We start from the raw sequence: 21,513 nt of genomic DNA on the forward strand, positions 1-21,513 counted from the left end.
AATGTCGGGCCCACGTGCCTCCCACCCGCGCCCTTAGGATCAGACCCATGACCCCCGAGGAGATCGGCGCGCACCTGGTCAGCCTGCTCGACCAGCCGGCGGCCGCGTCGGAGGCGGCGTCGCCGGCCGCGCCGGTCACCGCCACGGTCTCCGCAGGCGGCGACCGGTACGCCCGGGCCACCGTCGACGTACCCGCCGACAGCTGGCCGGCCGCGCTCGCCGCCGCCCGCGACGACGCCGACCTGGCCTGCGACTTCTTCGACTGGCTCTCCGCCGTCGACGAGCTCGACGACGGCTTCGCGATCGTCGCCCACCTGTGGTCCACCCGGCACCGGCACGGACTGCTGCTGCGCACCCGGGTGCCGCGCGAACGCCCCGAGCTGCTGTCCGTGGTCGACGTGTTCCCCGGCGCCGACTGGCACGAGCGGGAAACCCACGAGATGTTCGGCGTCCACTTCGTCGGCCACCCCGCCCTCACCCCGCTGCTGCTGCCCCCCGAGTTCGAAGGCCACCCGCTGCGCAAGGAATTCGTCCTCGCCGCCCGGGTCGCCAAGCCGTGGCCGGGCGCGAAGGAGCCCGGCGAACCGGCCGGCGGCGGCACTGGATCCCGGCGGGCCCCGATGCGGCCACCGGGCGTACCGCTGCCGACCGAATGGGGTCCGCAGGCCGCCAGGCCCGCGCGCGACGCCGACCCCGACGGGGGTACGGACTGATGCCGCTCTGGCTGGAGCTGACGATCCGGGTCGGTGCCGTCGTCGCCGCGTTCCTCACCCTGCCGCTGCTCGTCGGGCAGCTGGAACACAAGGCGATGGCGCATATGCAGGGCCGGCTCGGCCCGATGTACGCCGGTGGCTTCCACGGCTGGGCGCAACTCATCGCCGACGGCGTCAAGTTCGTGCAGAAGGAGGACATCACCCCGCGCGCCGCCGACCGGCCGGTGTTCCGGCTCGCCCCGGCGATCGCCCTCGTGCCGTACCTGCTGGTCCTGCTCGTCATCCCCCTCGGGCCGGGCGACCTCGTCGGCCAGCCGCTCGACGTCGGCCTGTTCTTCGTCCTCGCCGTGATGGGTGTCGGCGTCGTCGCCGTGCTGATGGCCGCCTGGGCGTCGGCCAACAAGTACAGCCTGCTCGGCGGGCTGCGCGGGGCCGCCCAGCTGCTCGCCTACGAACTGCCGCTGGTGCTCGCCGCCGCCAGCGTCGCGATGGCCGCCGGCACCCTGTCGCTGTCCGGCATCGTCGAAGCGTGGCGGCCCTGGTGGCTGCTCTGGCAGGCACCCGCCCTGATCGTGTTCTTCCTCGCCGGCATGGCCGAGATCCGTCGCCCACCGTTCGACATGCCGATCGCCGACTCCGAGCTGGTCTTCGGCTACCTGACCGAGTACACCGGGCTGCGGTTCGCGTTCTTCCTGCTCGCCGAGTACGCCGGCATCGTCGTCATCGCCGCGCTGACCACCGTGCTGTTCCTCGGCGGCTGGCAGGGGCCGTTCGGTGTCGAACAGCTCGGCTGGCTGTGGACGCTGCTGAAGGTCTTCGCCGTCGCGTTCGTGATCATCTGGCTGCGGGTGTCGTTCCCCCGGCTGCGCGAAGACCAGCTGCAACGGTTGTGCTGGCTGGTGCTGGTGCCGCTCGCCCTGGCCCAGCTGGTACTCACCGCAGGGGTGAAGGTGACCATCTGATGACCAGCGCCACGCACACCCAGGAGCGTGCGGACGGCCGGGCCGACCGACCTGACGGGCCCGACCAGCCCGACGAGTCGCCGCCGGCCGGCACCGCTGGGGCGCCGGGGGACCGGCTGCGCCAGCCGCCGGTCAACCGGTGGCGGTGGCTGGACCGGGACCGGCTACGCTGGCTGGCCCGGATCGCCCTCGCCGTGACCCTGGCCGCTGGCGCCGCCGGGCAGATCGCGGTCTGGGCCGCCGGCAACTGGCTGTGGAACGACGAGACCGCCATCGCCATCAACCTGCGCCGCACCTTCCTCGAACTGACCCGGGGGATGGAGTTCCAGCAGGTCGCCCCAGTCGGCTGGCTCTGGCTGGAAAAGACCCTGTGGTGGGCGTTCGGCGACGGCGAACGGGTGCTGCGGCTGCCGTCGCTGGCCGGCATGCTGGCCGTCCTGGCGCTGACCGCGATCATCACCCACCGGGTGGTCGGGCGGTGGGCGGCGGTGGCCGCGACCGCGCTGATCGCCGCAGCGCCGATGATCCTGACCTACGTCGGCGAGCTCAAGCAGTACGCCGTCGAATCGGCGGTCGCCCTGGCGGTACTGCTGCTCGGTGACCGGTACCTGGCGTCGGTCGGCTCCCGCCAGGGCCGGTCCCGCTGGCTGATCCCGGTCGGCTGGGCGGCGGCCACCTTGGTCGCCGTCTTCGTCAGCCTGACTGCGGTACTGGCCCTCGCCGGTGCCGTCGCCGGGATGACCCTGCTGCTCGCGCTGCGTCGCCGCTGGACCGACGCAGCGGTCCTGCTCGCCGGCTCCGCGCCGGCGGTCGCCTTCGCCGGCTACCTGATCCACCGCCGCCGCCGGTTCCCGTTCATGCCCGGCCAGTCCGACTACTTCGCCGACGGCACCCCGCCGGCCGGCTCCGGGCCGGTGGAGATCCTCACCTGGCTGCCCCGGATGTGGTCCAGTTTCGTCACGGTGACCCTGGACTGGCGCCAACCGCTGCTGGTCCTGCTGCTGGCCGTAGCCGGCGTCGCGGCGCTGATCTGGCGGCGCCGGCCGCTGTGGGCGGCGATGCTCGGCGGGACCCTGCTGGTGGCGGTGGCCGCTGCGGCGGCCCGTGGCCTGCCGCTCGCCGACCGGGTGGCGACCTGGCTGATCGCCCCGACGGTGATCCTGGTCGTCGCCGGCCTGGACGGCGGCGTACGGCTGGCTCTGCACGCCAGCGCCGGGCTGGCCCGGCGCGCCGGTCGGGTGGCGGTGGCGTCCCTGGCGCTGCTACTGGCCGCCGCCGTGCTGCCAGTGATCGCCCACCCGGCGGCCGTCGCGGCGTACCGGCAGGTGATCGACCCACGGATGAAGGACGCCGGTCCCGCCGCCCTCGCCGACGTGGCCGCCCGGGCCCGGCCCGGCGACGTCGTCCTGTTCTACTGGTTCAGCTACCGGATGGTGGTCTGGTACGGGCCGCAGCACGACCTGGCACCGCGTACCGTCCGGCTGTACCTGTCCGATCACGACAAATGCGACCCGCAGGCGTTCGGCGAATGGCTCGGTGACGCCGACCGCGTCTGGTACGTGCACGGCCGCAACCTCAGCGGCGAGCCGGCCGACTACCCGACCCGGGTCGCCGCCGAGCTCGCCGAGCTCGGCACCGTCGTCGAAATCCGCGACTTCCCCGCCGACCGCTGGTCGACGTCCACCGCGGCCTGGGTGCTGGTCGACCTGACGGCCGGGCCGGACCCGCAGCCGCCGGTCGTCGAACCGGATTCCGGGTACGCCTGCCTCGGCCGCTGGTGACAGCGTGGCAATCGGCAATCGGCAATCGGCGACGGAGACCGGAGACCGGAGACAGCGGAGATCGAAGGCAACGGAGATCAGATGCTCGCGTGCCCGGCACGGATTCGGCAGGATGAGGCGCATGGACCGACGCGGCGGACGACCGGCATGAGCGGCGAGGAGCACGACACCGGACACAGCGGCACCGGACACGGTGGTGCCGGGCACGGCGAGAGCGGGCACCGTGGCGGGCACGGCGAAGGGCTGCTGAAAGGCCTGGCGACGACCTTCAAGACGATGGTCTCCCCGGCCCACACCCAGCAGTATCCGGACGTCGCCCCCGACCTGCCGCCCCGCTCCCGTGGGGTCATCGCGCTGCTGGCCGAGAACTGCACGGTCTGCATGCTCTGCGCCCGCGAATGCCCCGACTGGTGCATCTACATCGACTCGCACAAGGAGGAGGTGCAGGTGCCGGGGGCGGCACGGGCCCGGCAGCGCAACGTCCTCGACCGGTTCGACATCGACTTCTCGCTCTGCATGTACTGCGGCATCTGCGTTGAGGTCTGCCCGTTCGACGCGCTCTACTGGTCGCCCGAGTTCGAGTACGCCGAGTACGACATCCGGAACCTGCTGCACGACAAGGAACACCTCGGCGAGTGGATGGCGAGCGTACCGCCGCCGCCGGCGCACGACCCGAACGGCGAACCGGCCAAAGAGGAGACCGCCGCCGCCCGCAAGGCCGCCGCGCCCGGTCGGCCTGCCCGTGGGGCGACCACGTGACCGGTACGGACGTGCTGCTGCTCGCCCTCGGCGCGGTCGCCGTCGGCGCAGCCACCCTGGTGGTGACCACCCGGCACATCGTCCGCGCCGGGCTGTACCTGGTCGGCTGCCTCGGCGCCGTCGCCGGCCTGTACCTGGTGCTCACCGCCGAACTGGTCGCCTGGGTGCAGGTGCTGATCTACGTCGGCGCGGTCGTGGTGCTGCTGCTGTTCGCGGTGATGCTCACCCGCGCCCCGATCGGTGCCGCCACCGACCTGGACCGGCCCGGCTGGCCGGCCGCGCTGATCGGCGGCGGGGCCGGGCTGGGGCTGGCCGCACTGTTCGTCGACGCGTACCGCTGGTCGCGCGTCGACCTGCCCGACGCCGGCACCGCCGACCGGCTCGGCGCTGCCGTCTTCGGTAGCTGGGTGCTGCCGTTCGAGGTGCTGTCGGTGCTGCTGCTGTCCGCGCTGATCGGCGCGATCGTGCTGTCCCGCCCCGACGTCGGCGCGGCGCCGAGTCCCGAAGCCGGCGCACCGCCCGAGCAGGCCGGGCAGCCGGAGCCGACTGAGCCGGGCGGGCGCGGCTGATGCGCCCGGTCATCCCGTACCTCGTCGCCGCCGCGCTGTTCGGGCTCGGCCTGTACGGCGTGCTGCGCCGCCGTAACGCCGTCCTGCTGCTGATGTCGGTCGAGCTGATGCTCAACGCCGTCAACCTGGTCCTGGTCACCGCCGACACCACGGTGCGCGCCGCACTGCCGTACACCGGGCAGACGTTCGCCCTGTTCATCATCGTGATCGCCGCCGCCGAGGTGGGTGTCGGGCTGGCCATCGTGCTGCACCTGTACCGGCTGCGGGCCAGCGTCATCGTCGACGACGTGCCGCTCGGCGATGACGCTGCCGGGCCGCTCGACGCAGACCCGCCGGCCGACACCGCTGCCGCGCCGGTCGATCCCGCCGAGCGGCAGGAGGTGACCCGGTGACCGGGTCGACCCTGGGCCACCTGCTGCCCGCCGTACCGTTCGCGGCCGCCCTGGCCGGCCTGCTGGTCAGCCTGCGACCCGACCCACTGACCGCCACCCGACGACGGGTCGCCGCCGGGCTCGGCGTCGGCGGTGCCGCCGCCGCGCTGGCCGTCGCCGTCGCACTGCTGGCCAGCGGGGCACCGACCGTCGAGCAGTCCCGGTCGTGGGTCGACGTCGGCGGGCTGGCGGTCACCTTCGGCGTACGGCTGGACGGCCCCGCCGCCCTGGTCGCCGTCGCGGTCGGCGCGGTCGCGCTCGCCGTACAGCTGTACTCCGTCGCCTACCTCGCCGACGACGACCGCTACCCGGCGTACGCCGCCCAGGTCAGCCTGTTCACCGCCGCCATGCTGCTGGTCGTCGTCGCCGGTGACCTGATCATGCTGCTGGTCGGCTGGGAGGTGATGGGCGCCTGCTCGTACCTGCTGATCGCGCACGACCGGCGGCTGCCCGAGGCACCGGCGGCGGCCATGAAGGCGTTCCTGGTCACCCGGGTCGGCGACGTCGGTTTCCTGCTCGGCATCGCGGTGCTCGGCATCGGCGCCGGCAGCTTCCGGATCGCCGAGGTGCTCGCCCACGACTACCCGCCGGCCACGGTCACCACGGCGGCGCTGCTGCTGCTCGCCGGCGTGGCCGGCAAGAGCGCCCAGTTCCCGCTGCACACCTGGCTGCCGGACGCGATGGCCGGCCCGACGCCGATCTCCGCGCTCATCCACGCCGCCACCATGGTCGCCGCCGGGGTGTACGTGGTGATCCGGCTCTACCCGGTCTTCGTCGCCGCCCCGGCCGCGCTGATACTGCTCGGCGTACTCGGCGTCGTCACCCTGCTGCTCGGCGCGTTCGCGGCCACCGCCGCCGACGACATCAAACGGGTACTGGCCTGGTCGACCGTCTCCCAGCTGGGCTACATGACCGGCGCGTTGGCCGTCGGCTCCCCACCGGCCGCCCTGTTTCACCTGCTCACCCACGCCGCGTTCAAGGCACTGCTGTTCCTCGCCGCCGGCTGCGTGATCCACGCCGTCGGCAGCAACCTGATGTCGGCGATGGGCGGGCTGCGCCGGCCGATGCCGGTCACCTTCGCCGCCACCGCCGTCGGGCTCGGCGCGCTCGCCGGGCTGCCGCCGCTGGCCGGCTTCTGGAGCAAGGAGAGCGTGCTGTACGCGGCCGCCGAAGCCGCCCGCCACCCGGGCGACGGGCCGGTGCCGGCGTGGCTGGGCTGGCTGGTCTGGACGGCCGGACTCGTCGGGGTGGCGGTCACCGCCTGGTACGCCACCCGGCTGCTGCTGCGGACCTTCCTCGGGCCCTCCCGGGTGCCCGCCGGCGTGCACCCGCACGACCCGCCGGCGTTGATGCGCTGGCCGGTGCTGGCGCTGGCCGTGCCGGCCGGGCTGCTCGGCCTGGCCGCATTCAGCACCACCTTCACAAACTGGCTCAACGCCCCGCAGCCCAGCGCGGGATTCGGTCCGGGCGACAACCGACCCGCCGGCGACCAGTTCCCACCGGTGCAAGCTGAGCTGGTGCACTTCGGTCCCGACCTGGTGCTGCCGGTGCTGCTGCTGGCCGTCGGCGTCGGCGCGGCGGTGTGGCTGCATCGACGTGACCCGGCCGCTGACCCGGCCCGGGTGCTCGGCCCGCTGCGGCCGGCGTTCGCGGCGGCGTTCTGGCTCGACGCGGTGCAGCGGGCCGTGGTGGTCCGCCCGGTGACGGCGCTCGCCGCCGCGGCCCGGGTCGGCGACGAGTCCGGCGTGGACGGCACGGTCACCGGCACCGGCCGGGCAGTGACCGGGCTGGGCGACTGGTTGCGCCGCTGGCACGCCGCCCCGCTGCCCCGGGCGGTCACCATGGTCCTCGCCGGCGTACTGCTGATCGGGTTGGCGACCGCGGCCGCCGCCGCCCTGGGGAGCGCGGGATGAGCGGGGGCCGACGATGATGACGTACGCCGACGACGGCTGGACCGTCGGGCAGTTCGCCCTGCTGGCCGTGCTGGTCGTGCCGGCGCTCGGCGCGCTGCTGCTCGCCCTGCCGGTCGGCGGCGACCGGGCCGGCCGGGTCACCGGCACCGTCTTCGCGGCGATCACGTTTCTGGTCAGCCTGCCGTTGCTGCGCGACCCGACCGGGGTCGGCTGGTTCGCGTACGGTCCACCGCTGGACGGCCCACCCGGGGTGCTGCCCTGGCATCAACTCGACCTGCCCTGGGTGCCCGCCCTGGACCTGCGGTTCCACCTCGGCGTCGACGGGATCTCGTACCCGCTGGTGCTACTCACCACCGGGCTGACCCTGCTCTGCTGCGCGTACACCGTCTGGCGCGCCCCGCACGGGCGCAACGGGCGGGCGTTGGTCGCGTTGCTGCTGGTCGTCGAGGTCGGCATCGTCGGCACCTTCCTCGCCCTCGACCTGGTGCTGTTCTTCGTCTTCTTCGAGGTCGTGCTGCTGCCGATGTACGCGATCATCGCCGGCTGGGGCGGCAGCACGGAGCAGACCGGTGGCGCGCACCGGCGGGCGGCGACCAAGTTCGCCATCTACACCCTGGCCGGCTCGGTGCTGCTGCTGGTCGGCGTGGTGACCGTGACGACCGCCGCCGGCACCGCCGACCTGACCGTACTCACCGGCGGCGACGGACTCGGCCGGGGCACCCAGCTCTTCGCGTTCACGCTGCTGGCGCTGGCCTTCGCGGTCAAGGCACCGCTGTGGCCACTGCACAGCTGGCTGCCCGACGCGCACAGCCAGGCACCCACCGTCGGCAGCGTGATCCTCGCCGGGGTGCTGCTCAAAATGGGCACGTACGGGCTGATCCGGGTCGCCGTCGGCGTCGCCCCCGAAGGCGCCAGGTGGGCCGCCCCGGTGCTCGGCACCCTCGCCGTCGCCGCGATCATCGTCGGCTCCCTGGTGTGCCTGGCGCAGACCGAGCTGAAACGGCTGATCGCCTACTCCAGCGTCGGACACATGGGGTTCGTGCTGCTCGGCATCGCCACGCTGAGCGCCACCGGCATCCAGGCCGCGCTGATCGGCAACATCGCCCACGGCGTCATCACCGGCCTGCTGTTCTTCCTCGCCGGCGCGGTCAAGGACCGCTACCACACCGGCGAGTTGGCGGCGCTCGGCGGACTGCGGGAACGCTCCCCGGCGCTGTCCGGGCTGCTCGGCTACGCGGCGATCGCCTCACTCGGCCTGCCCGGCCTGGCCGGCTTCTGGGGGGAGGCGTTCGCCGTCGTCGCCGCCTGGCAGCGCGGCGGGGCACTGTGGACGACGCTGGCCGTGGCGGCGGCGTTCGGGGCGGCGCTGACCGCCGCGTACCTGCTGCGGATGCTGCGCCGGGTCACCCACGGCCCGGCCGGTACAGCGGTCCGGGCCGTGGTGCCCGCCCCGGCGATCAGCCGCCCCGAGGCGCTGGCCTGGGCACCGCTGGTGCTGCTGGCGTTGGCCATCGGGCTGGTGCCGGCGCTGGTGCTCGGCGTCGCCGAGTCGCCGGTCACGATCCTGCTGGAGGTGATCCGGTGACCGACGGGACTGCCGCACAGACGATCGACCACCTGGCGCTGCTTCCGGCGTACCTGGCGGCGGCGACCGCGGTCGCGGTGCTGCTGGCCGACCTGTTCGTCAGCCGGCGGGCGGTCACCGGGGCGACCGCTGTCGCCGGTGCCGCCGGGGTCGGCCTCGCCGCGCTGGTGGCGCTGGCGCATCCGGCACGGGCCACCTTCTGCGGTACGCCGTCCGCCGTACCCACCGAGGGCGGACTGCCGTCCGGCGGGCTCGTCGACGGCGGGTTCGCCTGCTCATACGTCGCCGACAGCCGGGCCGCCCTGGTCGCGCTGCTGTTCGCGGCGCTCACCGCTGGGGTGCTCGCGCTGTCCGCGCCGTTGCTGACCTCCGGTGCGGTGCCGGCCGGCGAGTACTGCTTCCTGCTGGTCTGCTCGATGACCGGCGGGGTGGTGCTCGGCGCCGCCGGAGACCTGATCACCCTGGTCGTGGCGGTGGAGACGCTCACCCTGCCGCTGTACATCCTGGTCGGGCTGCGCCGGCAGCGGGCCGCCTCGGCCGAGTCGGCAGTGAGCTTCTTCGTGGTCAGCGTGGTGTCCACGGCGGTGGCGCTGCTCGGCGTGGCGCTGCTGTACGCCGCGTACGGCGCGGTGCACCTCGACCTGCTCGCCGGAGCCAGCGGCCTGGCCGAGCCGGCCGGTACGGTCGTCGGCGGCTCGGCCGACGGGCAGGCCCGGCTGGCCCGGGTCGGTGTGGTGCTGCTGCTGACCGGTCTGGCGTTCAAGGTGGCGGCGGTGCCGCTGCACGCCTGGGCGCCGAACACCTACGACGGTGCGCCGCTGCCGGTCGCCGCGTACCTGTCGACCGCGTCGAAGCTCGGCGGTGTGGTGGCGATCGTCGCGGTGGTGACCGAAGGGCTCACCCCGCAGTTGGCCGCGTCCGGGCCGGTGCTCGCGGTGCTGGCGGTGGCGACCATGACGGTCGGTAACCTGGTCGCGCTGCGGCAGCGGCGGATGGTGCGGCTGCTGGCCTGGTCGTCGATCGCGCAGGCCGGGTACATCCTGGTGCCGCTGGCGGCGGCCGCCGGGGTGGCCGGCCGGGGCGTCGAGGAGCAGGCGGTGGCCGTCGCGGCGGTCTTCGCGTACACCGTCTTCTTTGTGTTGTTGGAGCTGGCCGCCTTCGCGGCGGTGGTGGCGTTGCGGCCGGCGGCCGGCGACGGCGGCCTGATCGCCGCGTATGCGGGCGCGGCCCGCCGTCGGCCGTGGGTCGGTGCCGCGCTGACGCTGGCGTTGATCGGGCTGGCTGGTCTGCCGCCGGGCCTGGCCGGGTTGTTCGCCAAGGTGGCGGTGGTCCGGTCGCTGCTGGTCGGCGGGGCCGGCTGGCTGGCGTTGGTGGTCGCCGTCAACGCGGTCCTCGGCCTGGTCTACTACCTGCGGGTCAGCGCCACGCTGTACGCCCGGGAGCCGGCGCCGCAGTCCTCGGCTCGTGGCGTGCCTGCACCTGGTGGCGCAGTGCCGGTGCCCGGTGGCCCGGTGGCGTGGCCGGTGGTGGCGACGCTCGCCGTCGCGACCGTTCTGGCCGTTCTGCTCGGATTCGCACCACAGGTGGTCTTTGACGTCGTCGCGGGCTGAGTGAGAGTTCCTGACTGAGTGAAACATGCCCGCCAGGTCTTGATTGACAGCTAACTCTCAGCTATTGCGGGATGCGCAGTGGGTACGTGAGCGTTGCACCTGCCGTGGGGTCCTCCAGATGACCCGGTGGAGAGGGAGTGAACGTGCACAGCCACCACAACGGTCTCAAAACGGCAGCCCTGCTCGGCCTGCTCACCGCCATGATCCTCGGCGTTGGCTACTGGTTCGGCGGCAGCGGCGGCCTGATGATCGCCGTAGGAGTCTCGCTGGCGATGAACGCCGGCACCTACTTCTGGTCCGACAAGATCGCGTTGCGCTCGATGCGGGCCCAGCCGGTCAGCGAAGCGCAGTTCCCGGCGCTGCATCGGATGGTCCGGGAGCTGGCCGCCGAGGCCGGGCAGCCGATGCCCCGGCTCTACGTCAGCCCGACCATGCAGCCCAACGCGTTCGCGACCGGGCGTAACCCGGCCAACGCGGCGGTCTGCGTCACCCAGGGGATCGTGCAGATCCTCGACTACCGCGAACTGCGCGGGGTGATCGGGCACGAACTGTCCCACGTCTACAACCGGGACATCCTGATCTCCAGCGTCGCGGCGTCGCTCGCCGGCATCGTCACCATGCTGGCCCACCTCGCCTGGTTCCTGCCGTTCGGCGGCGGGGACGACGACGAGGGCGCCAACCCGGCGGCGCTGCTCGCCATGCTGATCCTCGGGCCGCTGGCCGCGTCGATCATCCAGCTGGCGATCAGCCGTAACCGCGAGTACCAGGCGGACGCGTCCGGCGCCGCGCTGACCCGCGACCCGCTCGCGCTGGCCAGCGCGCTACGCAAGATCCACATGGGTACGCAGCGGATGCCGCTGCCGGCCGAGGGTCAGCTGGCCAGCTCGGCCCACCTGATGATCGACAACCCGCTGCGCAAGGGCGGATTCGCCGCGCTGTTCTCCACCCACCCGCCGATGGAGCAGCGGGTGGCCCGGCTGGAGCAGCTGGCGTACGCCGGTGCCGGCGGTCCGGTGCAGCGCCGGTAGTAAATACAGCCGGTTGTAAATACGCCTGTGTGAGCGGCCTCGCACCCCGTACCGGACCGAAACCGGTGGGGTGCGGGGCCGTCAGCGGGTTAGGGTCGGCAGGCCGAGCGGTCGTTACCGCCGCCGGCCCATCGGCAGGTCCGCAGCACGTCGGCCGCCGGTGCCACCAGCCGGTGAAGGGAACGGAACAGTGTCCGGATTGCGGAAGTATGTCGCCGTCTGGCGCATCCCCGGCGGACCCACCCTGCTGATCCCGGGCGTCATCGGCCGGCTCAGCATCGGCATGACCCCGCTCGCCCTGCTGCTGGTGATCAGCGACTCCACCGGCCGGTACTCACTCGCCGCGATCGCCGGCGGCGTCTACGCCCTCGCCGGTGCGGCCCTCAGCCCGGTCGCCGGGCGGATCGCCGACCGGCTCGGCCCGAGCCCGGTGCTGCTGGCCACCGGGATCGCCCACCCGGTCGCCCTGATCGCCCTGCTGTTCGCCACCCGCAGCGGCGGCTCGATCCTGGCCGTGTTCCTGGTGTCCGGCCTCGCCGGTGCCAGCTATCCGCCGCTCAGCGCCGCGATCCGGGGCGCCTGGAACAACCTGACCAGCCCGGCCAGCGGCCGCTACCCGCTGCGCAACACCGCGCTCGCCGCCGAGACCACCATCTTCGAGGTGGTGTTCGTGATCGGCCCGCTGCTCGTCGCCGGGCTCGTCGTGATCGCCGACGCCGCGGCCGCGCTGGTCGCCGCGGCCGTACTCACCCTGGCCGGCACCACCGTGGTGGCGCTCGGTAGGGCGATGCGCGGCTGGCGACCACACTCACGGGAAGGTCACGCCCGGGGCCTCGGCCCGCTGCGGGTGCCCGGCTTCCCGGCGTTGCTCGCCTGCGTCGGCGGGCTCGGCATCGGCTTCGGTACGGCCGGCGTGGCGGTGCCCGCGTACGCCTCCAACTACCTGGGCGCCAACGACGACGGCGGCAGCCTCGCCGGCGTACTGCTGGCCGTCTGGGCCGTCGGTAGCGCCACCGGCGGGATCTACTTCGGCATCCGCCGACCGGCGGTCGACGCGTCCCGGCAGTTCGCCTGGCTGCTCGCCGGGGTCGCCGCCAGTTTCGTCGTGTACGCGGTGATGCCGCACCCGCTGGCCCTGGGCGTGGCGCTGACACTCGGCGGCGCCGTGATCGCCCCGGCGCTGACCGTCGAGAACACCATGGTCGGCCGGATCGCCCCGGTCAGCATGCTGAACGAGGCGTACACCTGGGTGACCACCATGGCGGTCGGTGCCAGTGCGGCCGGCGGTGCGGTCGCCGGAGTGCTCGTGGACCGTGTTGGTGGCCCGGCGGCGGCGTTCCTGTTCGCCGCCGCCGCGCTCGCCCTGGCTGCGCTGCTGGCCGGCTGGCCGGCCGGTCCGATCAGCCGGGCCGAGGCCCGCGCGTCGGTCGACCTGGACCGAGCCCTGCTCGGCGATCCGGCCTGAGCTGGGTCAGCGGTAGTTGGTGAACTGCAGGGCGATGCCGAAGTCCTCCTGCTTGAGCAGCGCGATGACCGCCTGCAGGTCGTCCTTCTTCTTGGCGGTGACGCGCAGCTGGTCGCCCTGGATCTGCGCCTGGACACCCTTGGGGCCGTCGTCGCGGATCTTCTTGCTGATCGCCTTCGCCTTGTCCGACTCGATGCCCTGGATGACCTTGCAGTCGATCTTGTAGGTCTTGCCCGACGAGCGTGGGTCACCGGCGTCCAGCGACTTGAGCGAGATGTTCCGCTTGACCAGCTTCTCCTTGAACACGTCCAGGCTGGCCTTGACCCGCTCCTCGGTCTCCGCCTGCAACGTCACGGCCTCCTCGCCGGACCAGGTGATCTCGGCGCCGGTGCCACGGAAGTCGAAGCGGGTGGACAGCTCCTTCTCGGTCTGCCGGAGGGCGTTGTCGATCTCCTGCCGGTCGACCTTGCTCACGATGTCGAACGACGGGTTGGCTGCCATGATCTGCTCCCTGCCAGTGCGGGTCTCGGACGGTGCGCGGGTCTCGGACGGTGTATCGGACGTTGCTGGACAGTTGACTCCCGCTGACGGTACCCGGTTGCGGGAGAGCCCCGGCATGCCGCTATCCTTTCCTGCGTCGCCTCGCGTGACGAGGCGGCACGCCCTGGCGGGTTGCCCGAGCGGCCAATGGGAGCGGACTGTAAATCCGTCGCGAAAGCTACAGAGGTTCGAATCCTCTACCCGCCACCAGGCGCACCAACAGCCCTTGACCTGCACCAACAGGTCAAGGGCTGTTGTCGTACGGGCTCCCGGCGCGTCCCGTCCAGTCCAGCCAGATCCAGCCGTCTACGGCGGTCTGTGGGCGGATCGTGGGCAGGTTGATCTTGGCCGTGGACCTGGTCGGCGGGGGCCTGGGCGAGGTCGCTGGGGGCGGCGGGCCGGTCCTGGGGCTTCCACGGACGCCGTACGGGTGCCGGGGCGGCTGGGATGTGGGACGCGGCGGTACGGGCCGTCAGCGGGCAGCTCGGGGGCAAGCCGGTCCCGTTCTTGGACTGGCGCGGCAGCCGGAAGCCCCGACCTCGACGGCGACCAGCCCCGCCGGCTTCCGTACGGCCGCGCCTCAAGTGGCTAGGAGAACCTGCCGGGTCCGCTCAGCATGGCGTCAAGGTCGCGCAGGAGCGCGCCGAGTCGGTCGCTGGTCCCGCCGTCCATGTGGGGGATCGGGCCTGCCAGCGGCCTGGTGCTCGCCCAGGTCGTAGAGCACGTTCCGAAGGTCCTCGGCTGTCGCAGGGTCGAGCCTCATCACGATCGCACGGTAACCCTGCTCGCCACCAGGCGGGCGCGCGGGCGGCTGCCCGGCGGCTCTCGGTGGTTCCCGCCCCGGCGCCGGAGGCAGCCGGGGCGGCTTGCCGCCGGCCGGCGTTCCGCCCGCGCGCCGCGCCGGGCGCGGCGCGCCTTGATCCAGTACAGAGCAATTCGGCAGGAGCCACAGAGCCCACCACAGAGCCCGACACCACAGTAGTCGCTCCGCCGGAAGGACGGTACGAAGCTCCTGCGGCCGGACGCAGTACGAGCAGAGCCCGTCCGGAGCTGGCTTGGTGCTAGAACAACCCGGCGTCGAGGTCACGCGGCCCTTACCGACGCGCTCTGATTGAAGCTCTGGAGGCATCGACTCGTCAGTAGCGCGCCACGGGACTACAGTGACACATTCGCCGCTGCCCACAGGGGGAAACATTGAGTGTCGTCCAGGTCAGATTTGTCCGAAACGCGATTAAAGATCGATTTGGTCCTTTGATTAGCATGTCTGACAGGCCGAACATTTCCGAGGAGAAGCGGGAGCAAGAGTTCCTAAGTCGCGGCTTGGCTGCCCTTGCCCGACAAATCGAGCATCCGTGTAACGACCAAATAGCGGCAGATTCTGTATTCGACGGGCGTGACGACCGGGGCCTAGATGCAATCAGCGTGGACCGGCGGACCGCGCGCCCAAGGATATATCTATACCAGGCCAAGTGGAGCGATAAGGCCGTGGGCGGCTTTGGAGAGGCTGAGGTCCATAAGATGATCGAAGGCCTCGACTTGATGCTCGACCTGCAGTTCACTGCGTTTAACCAACGTTTCCAGAGGCATGTTCCGGAACTCGATATCGCATTCGACACTAAAACCGGAACACCGAGGATTGTACTCGTGTTGGCGCTCATGCGAACTGAGCCGATTAATGCGAACGTTCGTAAGCTGCTTGAGAAAAAGATTGCTCCGTTCAATCAAGTCGAAGAAATGGTCGACTACAAGATCCTCGATTTAAGAGACTTCCATCGGGCGATCCTTGGCGAAGCCGCAACGTCAAACATCGACGTTACGGTACGACTGGAAGGGATCGGACAAGAATCAAGCCCATACAAGGCCATGTATGGAACGATGACAGTCCCAGATTTAGCCGACATCTTTAGCCAACACAGACGCGGGCTTTTTGCCAGAAACATCAGAGATTCCCTCGATAGCACCGACGTCAACGTAAAGATAAGAAACACGCTCCTGCAGGAACCGGAGCATTTTTGGTATTTTAGCAACGGCATAACCATCTTATGCGACTCGATCAAGCCGGTCCGAAAAGTGATTCTCGGCGGTGTGGGTGAGCTGGCTTTGCGCCGCGCTAGCGTAGTAAATGGCGCGCAAACAGTCAGTGCCATTCACACGGCGTACGTTGCCGACCCCGCCACCGCAGAGCGTGGCCGTGTCTTAGTGAGGCTGATCTCGCTTGAAGATTGTCCTCCGGGCTTCGGTGACCTGGTTACGACGAGCACCAACACGCAGAATCCGATCGAAGACCGCGACTTCAAATCGTTGGATGAAGTTCAAATCAAACTACGAGATGAATTCGCGTTCGAACTCAGTCTAAGTTACGTCTTCAAGCGCGGCGAACCGCTACCTGATCAGGAGCACGGTACGTCGATTAGCGAGGTTGCAGAAGCTCTGGCCGCTACTCATCCCAACGCCGAGTACGCCGCCCTTGCCAAGCGTGAACTCTCCGCCATCTGGAAAGATGACGTGTATAAGAACATCTTCGGATCTGCGCCGAATGTTCACCAGGTCTGGCGGTCGGTGCAGCTACTGCGCCAGGTACGAGAGCGGTTAGCTGGGCTTCGCGAAGGATTGCTATGGCGCGCCGCCGCGATGGCGGGTTACGGGGATCTTCTTATCACCCATGTTGTCTTTAAGAATCTGAACAACAAGGGCATTGGTGATCCTGACAGCGGCTGGAACGCGCAGCTGACGGAAGTCCCTACTCTGGCTGAGCGATCGCTTGGGTGGTGCCTGCAGGCAATCGATGCCGAATACGGTACAACAAGTCATATCATCGCAGCCGTTCGCAATACGGAGCGTATTCAGCGCGTAGCTCGTAGTGCAATCGAAGGGATTAGGGCTGGCCACAAGCCTCCGAAGCTGCGTCCTGGATATAGGATCCCATCGGCAGGAGAAAAAGGCAGGCAGGTTGACGCTGTCAAGACGATCGTCGCGGCGGCGCGAATTCCGGACGGAACCGTACTTGAGTTTCGGCCGACCACTCGACCCGAGCGCCGCGAAATGACCGAGTGGCTGGCCGCGAACCCGGATCGCGGACTTGCGCAGTGGCGCAACCATGCGAGGAATCCGCTTCAATGGCAGATTGATGGGCAATGGTACTCGCCTAGTGGCCTCGTGCGAAAGATGCGAGAGATGGCCTCGGGTAAGAGTGTGAATGTCGCAGGTACGTTGCATTGGCACGTGCCAGATCAGGGATCTTTGAAGGACATTGCGGATAATCTGAGAGCAGAGCAGGAGTTTTCAATCCTTGAGGTGTCAGACGGTGGCTCGGATTAAGAATGTTTCTAAGGAGAGAACCATTTAATTCCTGGAGTTGGCGGTCAGTCTGGCTCTGGGGTCACTTGCAGTGACGAGCGAATTTTCCCCGGACATGAAGTCGATCCTTGGAGCCTCGATGTGGCCTGCTGTCTCGCGTGATCAATCGATTTGTCGAGCTTTGTGTCGCACGTCCTCCCGCCTTGCTGGTTGGCCCCAACGTTGTCCGATGCTGCCTGGTGGAGGCGCTAGTTGGTGAGCAGTACGGCAACTGAGCCGGCCTGGGACTAGCATTAGACGCCGGCCGGTTCTGTCGTCAGCGGCTTTTATTCGGTAGGCTATGCGGCCGTGGCACCAGAAGCGACACAGCCCCGAGGGGCGCTAGGCGGACCGGAACACGTGCGGGTCCGCGTCCCTACAATCGATGCCCTGCTTGCGGCAGGATGGGATCGGTCACAACTTCAGTGGAAACCTGAGTGGAGAGTTCCGCAGTCGCCGCACGACGCTGCCAAGCGCGAGGTGGGGAAGTCATTCGCAGGCTGGCCTGTCGACCTGGCGATCTTTGATGATGTGAGCACTGTAGGGCAGTGGGAGCATCTGCTAGTGATTTGCGAGTTCAAGGCGCCGACCCTGTCAGAAGGTGCCTCCCAGCTCGAGATCTACTTAGCGAGAGAGCCGCGAGCCCGGGTAGGCTACTGGAGCAATGGCAGCGAATCCCTTACTGTTCTGAAGCGGGCAGACGGCACCTTCCAGCATCGCGGGGGTGGCGGAATTCCTCGCCCGGGCGACAATTTTGAGCAGCCCAGCGAGAAGCCATTAACCTATAGTGACCTCGTGATACCGGATGGCGGGAGGCTCAAGGCTGTCTTCAAGCGGCTGCTCGATGCGATCGTCGCTCGGGATAGTAAATCTACGCGATCCGACGGACAGCTAAATCAACTGTGTAACCTTCTTCTGCTAAAGCTCGATTCGGATACGCAGGGATCCTTCGAGCCTCGTGAGCCGCTCGCATTCCAGCTTTCTGCAGCTGAGAGCGCAACCGCAAGGACAATTCGAAGGCAGTTCGACCAGCTTCGCACTAAGAACGGGGATGTCTTCGCAAACGACAACGAGCCTGGTCTTTTCCTGGATGATCACACAATTCAAGCAGCCGTCTACGAGCTTAGTAGTCTGAATCTCCTAGAGGTCGGCGCCGAGGCGGTTTCATCGGCCTTCCAGGTTTTTCGTAGGGCGAACCTGAAGGCTGGCGAGGGCCAATATTTTACTCCTCAAAGGGTGATCTCGAGCGCGGTGCGACTCATGGATATCCGGCCGGGTGACAAGATTATCGATCCGGCCTGCGGTACGGGCGGCTTCTTGGTTGAGGCATTCCGGCACATTAGTAAGATGGGGGTTGGTGCGAATCCTGGCGCCGCTAGGACGTGGGCTCATCGTAATGTGTTCGGCATCGACAAGGATTCAATCAATGTCAAGCTTTCGCGTGCAGTCATGGTTATCCTTGGCGACGGATCGGCTCACATTCATGTCGGCGATTCACTTTTGAAAGACCGATGGCAGCGCGACTACCCACATCTTCCGCCATCGGTGCAAGACGGTGCCTTCTCGGTCGTCATCACGAATCCGCCATTCGGTAGAAATCTAAGAGTTTCAAGGAATGACGGAAAGCGTAACGGCTACACGGTAACAAGAGCGGGCGGTCGCGAGCACAGGGATGTTGAGATTGGGCTCGTATTCGTTGAGCGTGCCCATCAGCTACTCATGCCAGGTGGGCGCCTCGGAATCATCTTGCCCGAGACGTACTTCTTCTCTTCTTCGTATCGTTGGTTCACTTCTTGGCTAGAGGAAAGGTTCACTCTCCGAGGTGCGGTGAATATTCCGATGGAGGCTTTCCAGGGATTTTGCCGCGCAAAGACGAATTTTTACATTCTGGAAAAGAGGTAGTTGGCGTGGTGCATAAGCCGGCTTGGTTCCGCGACGGTGAAGTGTTCATTTCGTACGCTCCGACCTGCGGCATCAACAAAGATGGTGAGGAGCTTTACGTTGTTGATGCCGCAACAGGTCAGCGTACGGGGATTATCGACGACCGGATGGCCGACGACGTAGACAGGCTTTTGGCCGGCCTCACGCCCAGCGCTGGGGACACTAGCCGGTGGGTAAGGCTCAATCATGATGAGCCGTTCCTTGCTGTGCCAGCCTACTTCGATGAGCGGCCACAGCGAGAGTTCGATGCCCTGCTCGACGGTGACGATTTTGACGGGTGGTCGAGTGCATCGTTGGGTGACCTTATAGGCCGGCGGTGGGTGAGGGCCAGCGCGGGCCATGGTAGTCCCTCGGCTGATTTACGCACAGGCGAGGTTCCGTACATTAAAGTGAGCGATGTGCGGGCTGGTCTAATAAACATAAACCCTAGCAATCGCGTATCGAGCGTGGTTGCGGAACGGTTCTGGGGTGGTTCGGATTCCGGGCTACAGGCTTGGGATCTGATTACACCAATCCGAACCTCAAAGAACATCGGCGAGTTTGCTGTCCTCATGCCGGGCCAAGAGCGTGTGGTTCTGACCAAAGAGATGCTTGTCCTTCGCGCGATGGACGGGGCGCCGTTTGACAACTTCTATCTTCTTTGGGCCATGACGCTGAAGGCTGTTCGTCGCCAATGGGGGCGTGTCATCTTTATGCAGACCAATCGTGAAGATGTTGGGTCTCGCTACCGCGAGATTAGAATACCTATCCCGCCCACATCGGATCAAGCGAGAGTCGCTTCGGGGGCCTTTAGGAGCTACTATAAGGAGTCGCAGAAGATTCGGGAATCCTTTCTCGCATACCTTGCTAAGGATGATCGACACCACGTATTTCTTTCTAGCGTCGAAGCTGTCGAGGAAGCTGCGGAAGACGACTCTGAGATGTAGGACTGCAGCTAACATTAAACCAGGCATTCGGTCATAACTGCGAGATTGAGATTGGCCTACGGGTGCAAGACGTGCGGTTCGAACTGCGTCCGCGTCCGAGCGGCCAATGGTGCTGGCCTTACATGCCGGTTTCGTGGGTCGCGATCAGGATTTTAGTAGCTCTGTCACGTAGCCTATCCTGTGATTGAAGGTTTGTAGCGACCTAACTGCCACACCTTCGGATCTGGCGAATATAGGTATCGGCGACGTGTATGTGGTGTCGGTAGTGACTGTGATGCGTTGACTGCCTGAGGTAGTGTATGGCAGGATCTTCTTCAATTGCGACCACCGGAGTCTCTGTCGGCACTACAAGCTTTTCTGGCCCGCACTCGGAGGTCACGTGGGGTCCGAGAAGCGCACTCGACATTGGTTCAGATAACCCGATGGTGCTGGGCCTGGTCCTCGTCGGCGGTGACGGTGGCGCTGCGGTAGTCGAGTCCGCGTAGGTCAGGGCGGGCGTCAACGAGGGTCGCCGCGATGGTGCGGGCTGTTGCGATGGCTGAGGTGAGGTCGCGGGCGTGGATCGGGATGTGGACGACATAGCGGCGTTGTGCGCCGGAGTCGCTGGCGGCGGTCGCTCGGTCTGCGTCGGCTTGGTGGTCGCGGTCGGCGCTGCGCGGTGCGGGTGTTGGTCGGGTGTGGGTGCCTCGGCCGTGTTCGGTGGTGACGAGTCCGTCTTGGCGTAGGGCGTTGATGGCGGCGCGGATGGTGCCGCGTGCGACGTTGAACTCTTTGGCGAGTGCGGTTTCTGCGGGTAGGAGTGCGCCGGGTGGTATGGCGCCGCTGGTGATGCGGTCGCGGAGTTGGTCGGCTACGCGGCGGTAGCGGGGTGTTCCGTAGTGCGGGGTTGGCACTCGTGTCACGTTACCTGTCTGTTGTGTAGTCAAGTGCCGTCTGGCTGCTCGTTTCTACGTCTGGACAACAGGTCCACTTGTAGGTACGTTTCCCTGTGTGTGGCCGAGTTAGCCGCTCGTGATCAAGGGGTTGGCTGCGGTGGTGTCCCGGCCACACGCTCGCGTACTGCCTGATGGCACCTCCCGTGGTGGGGGTGCGGGTGGTGTGCGTCCTGGTCGGGGTGCGGCGTTACCCGACTCCGCCCGCCGGGCGGTGCGCCGTACCTCGCGGTGGGGCCGGCGGCTCTGTGCGTTCCCCCCGTTGCGTGCGGGGTCGCCGGTCTCCTGTCAGCGTGGGAGGTGCTGATGATGAGGACTTCGCGTCTGGTGGCGTGGTGGCGTCGTCGACGTCGGACCGGCCCGACTGTGCGGGCGGTGGCCCGTGTCGTTCCTGGGTGGGCGGTGGAGCCGACGGAGGTGTCTCCGCTGGTGGTGGGTGCGCCGTTGTTGACGGTGGGTCAGCGGTTCCGGGCTGCTGGTGGGCGGTGGTCGCGGTGACCCCGGTCGGCGGTGGCGCGGAGAAGGTGGAGCATCCGGCGTGGTGTGCGCGGGATCGGTGCGGGCACGTCGTGCCACCACTCTTTGCGCACATGGCGCGGCGGCACCGGTCCAGGTTGTGTCAGGTGGGCACGCCTCGTGTCGCGGGCGGCAGTGTGGTCGCGTATCTGATCGGTGGTGACCGGTTGCCGCCGGTGGTGGCGGTGCACGCGGCTGCGCCGTGGCTGGGCGCGGGGTGTGCTGAGTTGCGGTTGTCGGAGGTGCGCAAGCTCGTCGACGCGTTGACCGGCCTGCTCGCCGACGCCGACGCGGCCGGCACCGGACCGGGCGATGACACCAACGGTGCCGACCGGGGGAAGGCGGGCGGCTCGTGAACGGGGAGGATGCCCGGCCGGGTGGGCTGGTGTTGTGTCCGGTGTGGTGCGCGGGGTGTGGTCCGCGTGACCGGATGCACCGGGCCGGTCTGGTGACGGCGGGAACGGAGCGCACGGGCTGGGTGAGTGCGGATGTGATCGCCGATCACG

The 21,513-nt window shown here is 68.4% G+C and carries 16 protein-coding genes, 1 tRNA gene and 1 pseudogene; 16 read left to right on the forward strand and 2 right to left on the reverse strand.

Annotation, left to right across the window (positions count from 1 at the left end; all coding sequences use genetic code 11):
- Positions 1-47: 47 nt before the first annotated feature.
- From ACN27J_RS24440 to ACN27J_RS24490, 11 genes and pseudogenes are all read left to right on the forward strand, one after another.
- Positions 48-713, forward strand: a complete 666-nt coding sequence (locus ACN27J_RS24440; protein ID WP_421369849.1) for an NADH-quinone oxidoreductase subunit C — start codon at positions 48-50, stop codon at positions 711-713.
- Positions 713-1,675, forward strand: coding sequence for an NADH-quinone oxidoreductase subunit NuoH (gene nuoH, locus ACN27J_RS24445; protein ID WP_421369851.1), 963 nt, complete (start codon positions 713-715; stop codon positions 1,673-1,675). Before ACN27J_RS24440 ends, nuoH begins: the two co-directional genes overlap by 1 nt.
- Entirely contained in the window at positions 1,675-3,456 is a 1,782-nt protein-coding gene (locus ACN27J_RS24450; RefSeq protein WP_421369852.1) for a hypothetical protein, read from the forward strand. Before nuoH ends, ACN27J_RS24450 begins: the two co-directional genes overlap by 1 nt.
- 216 nt (positions 3,457-3,672) lie before the next feature.
- Positions 3,673-4,197: pseudogene (locus tag ACN27J_RS24455) on the forward strand (NuoI/complex I 23 kDa subunit family protein); the annotation flags it as partial.
- Between the two features lie 14 nt (positions 4,198-4,211).
- Positions 4,212-4,784, forward strand: a complete 573-nt coding sequence (locus ACN27J_RS24460; RefSeq protein ID WP_421369854.1) for an NADH-quinone oxidoreductase subunit J — start codon at positions 4,212-4,214, stop codon at positions 4,782-4,784.
- Positions 4,784-5,176 (forward strand): NADH-quinone oxidoreductase subunit NuoK, encoded by a 393-nt coding sequence (nuoK, locus tag ACN27J_RS24465; RefSeq protein WP_421369856.1) that lies wholly within the window; start codon positions 4,784-4,786, stop codon positions 5,174-5,176. The genes ACN27J_RS24460 and nuoK overlap by 1 nt, the downstream gene beginning before the upstream one ends.
- Positions 5,173-7,128, forward strand: coding sequence for an NADH-quinone oxidoreductase subunit L (locus ACN27J_RS24470; RefSeq protein ID WP_421369858.1), 1,956 nt, complete (start codon positions 5,173-5,175; stop codon positions 7,126-7,128). The genes nuoK and ACN27J_RS24470 overlap by 4 nt, the downstream gene beginning before the upstream one ends.
- Positions 7,129-7,144: 16 nt before the next feature.
- Complete coding sequence (locus ACN27J_RS24475; RefSeq protein WP_421372440.1) at positions 7,145-8,713, forward strand: complex I subunit 4 family protein; 1,569 nt, start codon at positions 7,145-7,147, stop codon at positions 8,711-8,713.
- Complete coding sequence (locus ACN27J_RS24480) at positions 8,710-10,323, forward strand: NADH-quinone oxidoreductase subunit N (protein WP_421369860.1); 1,614 nt, start codon at positions 8,710-8,712, stop codon at positions 10,321-10,323. The genes ACN27J_RS24475 and ACN27J_RS24480 overlap by 4 nt, the downstream gene beginning before the upstream one ends.
- A gap of 143 nt (positions 10,324-10,466) precedes the next feature.
- Positions 10,467-11,351 (forward strand): zinc metalloprotease HtpX, encoded by an 885-nt coding sequence (gene htpX / locus ACN27J_RS24485; RefSeq protein ID WP_421372443.1) that lies wholly within the window; start codon positions 10,467-10,469, stop codon positions 11,349-11,351.
- Between the two features lie 190 nt (positions 11,352-11,541).
- Complete coding sequence (locus ACN27J_RS24490) at positions 11,542-12,816, forward strand: MFS transporter (RefSeq protein ID WP_421369862.1); 1,275 nt, start codon at positions 11,542-11,544, stop codon at positions 12,814-12,816.
- Between the two features lie 6 nt (positions 12,817-12,822).
- Here ACN27J_RS24490 and ACN27J_RS24495 read toward each other — a convergent pair whose 3' ends face one another.
- Positions 12,823-13,317 (reverse strand): YajQ family cyclic di-GMP-binding protein, encoded by a 495-nt coding sequence (locus ACN27J_RS24495; protein WP_123607343.1) that lies wholly within the window; start codon positions 13,315-13,317, stop codon positions 12,823-12,825.
- Between the two features lie 165 nt (positions 13,318-13,482).
- Here ACN27J_RS24495 and ACN27J_RS24500 point away from each other — a divergent pair.
- The 4 genes from ACN27J_RS24500 (at position 13,483) to ACN27J_RS24515 (ending at position 19,559) form a co-directional block, all read left to right on the forward strand.
- Positions 13,483-13,566: transfer RNA gene (locus ACN27J_RS24500), tRNA-Tyr, on the forward strand.
- Positions 13,567-14,616: 1,050 nt separating this feature from the next.
- Positions 14,617-16,674, forward strand: coding sequence for an AIPR family protein (locus ACN27J_RS24505; protein ID WP_421369864.1), 2,058 nt, complete (start codon positions 14,617-14,619; stop codon positions 16,672-16,674).
- A 498-nt stretch (positions 16,675-17,172) separates the two neighbouring features.
- Positions 17,173-18,594, forward strand: coding sequence for an HsdM family class I SAM-dependent methyltransferase (locus tag ACN27J_RS24510; protein WP_421369866.1), 1,422 nt, complete (start codon positions 17,173-17,175; stop codon positions 18,592-18,594).
- 5 nt (positions 18,595-18,599) lie between these two features.
- On the forward strand, positions 18,600-19,559 hold the full coding sequence (locus ACN27J_RS24515) for a hypothetical protein (RefSeq protein WP_421369868.1): 960 nt from the start codon (positions 18,600-18,602) through the stop codon (positions 19,557-19,559).
- A 410-nt stretch (positions 19,560-19,969) separates the two neighbouring features.
- On the opposite strand, the gene ACN27J_RS24520 is transcribed toward ACN27J_RS24515, so the two are convergent.
- Complete coding sequence (locus tag ACN27J_RS24520; protein WP_421369870.1) at positions 19,970-20,452, reverse strand: GntR family transcriptional regulator; 483 nt, start codon at positions 20,450-20,452, stop codon at positions 19,970-19,972.
- Between the two features lie 662 nt (positions 20,453-21,114).
- On the opposite strand from ACN27J_RS24520, the gene ACN27J_RS24525 reads away from it, so the two are divergent.
- The gene (locus ACN27J_RS24525) at positions 21,115-21,363 is read left to right on the forward strand and encodes a hypothetical protein (RefSeq protein ID WP_123606623.1); all 249 of its coding nucleotides are present in this window, start codon (positions 21,115-21,117) and stop codon (positions 21,361-21,363) included.
- Positions 21,364-21,513: the final 150 nt, after the last annotated feature.

Origin of the sequence: Solwaraspora sp. WMMB762 (assembly GCF_049179115.1) — a bacterium.
In the GTDB taxonomy this organism is placed as follows: domain Bacteria; phylum Actinomycetota; class Actinomycetes; order Mycobacteriales; family Micromonosporaceae; genus Micromonospora_E.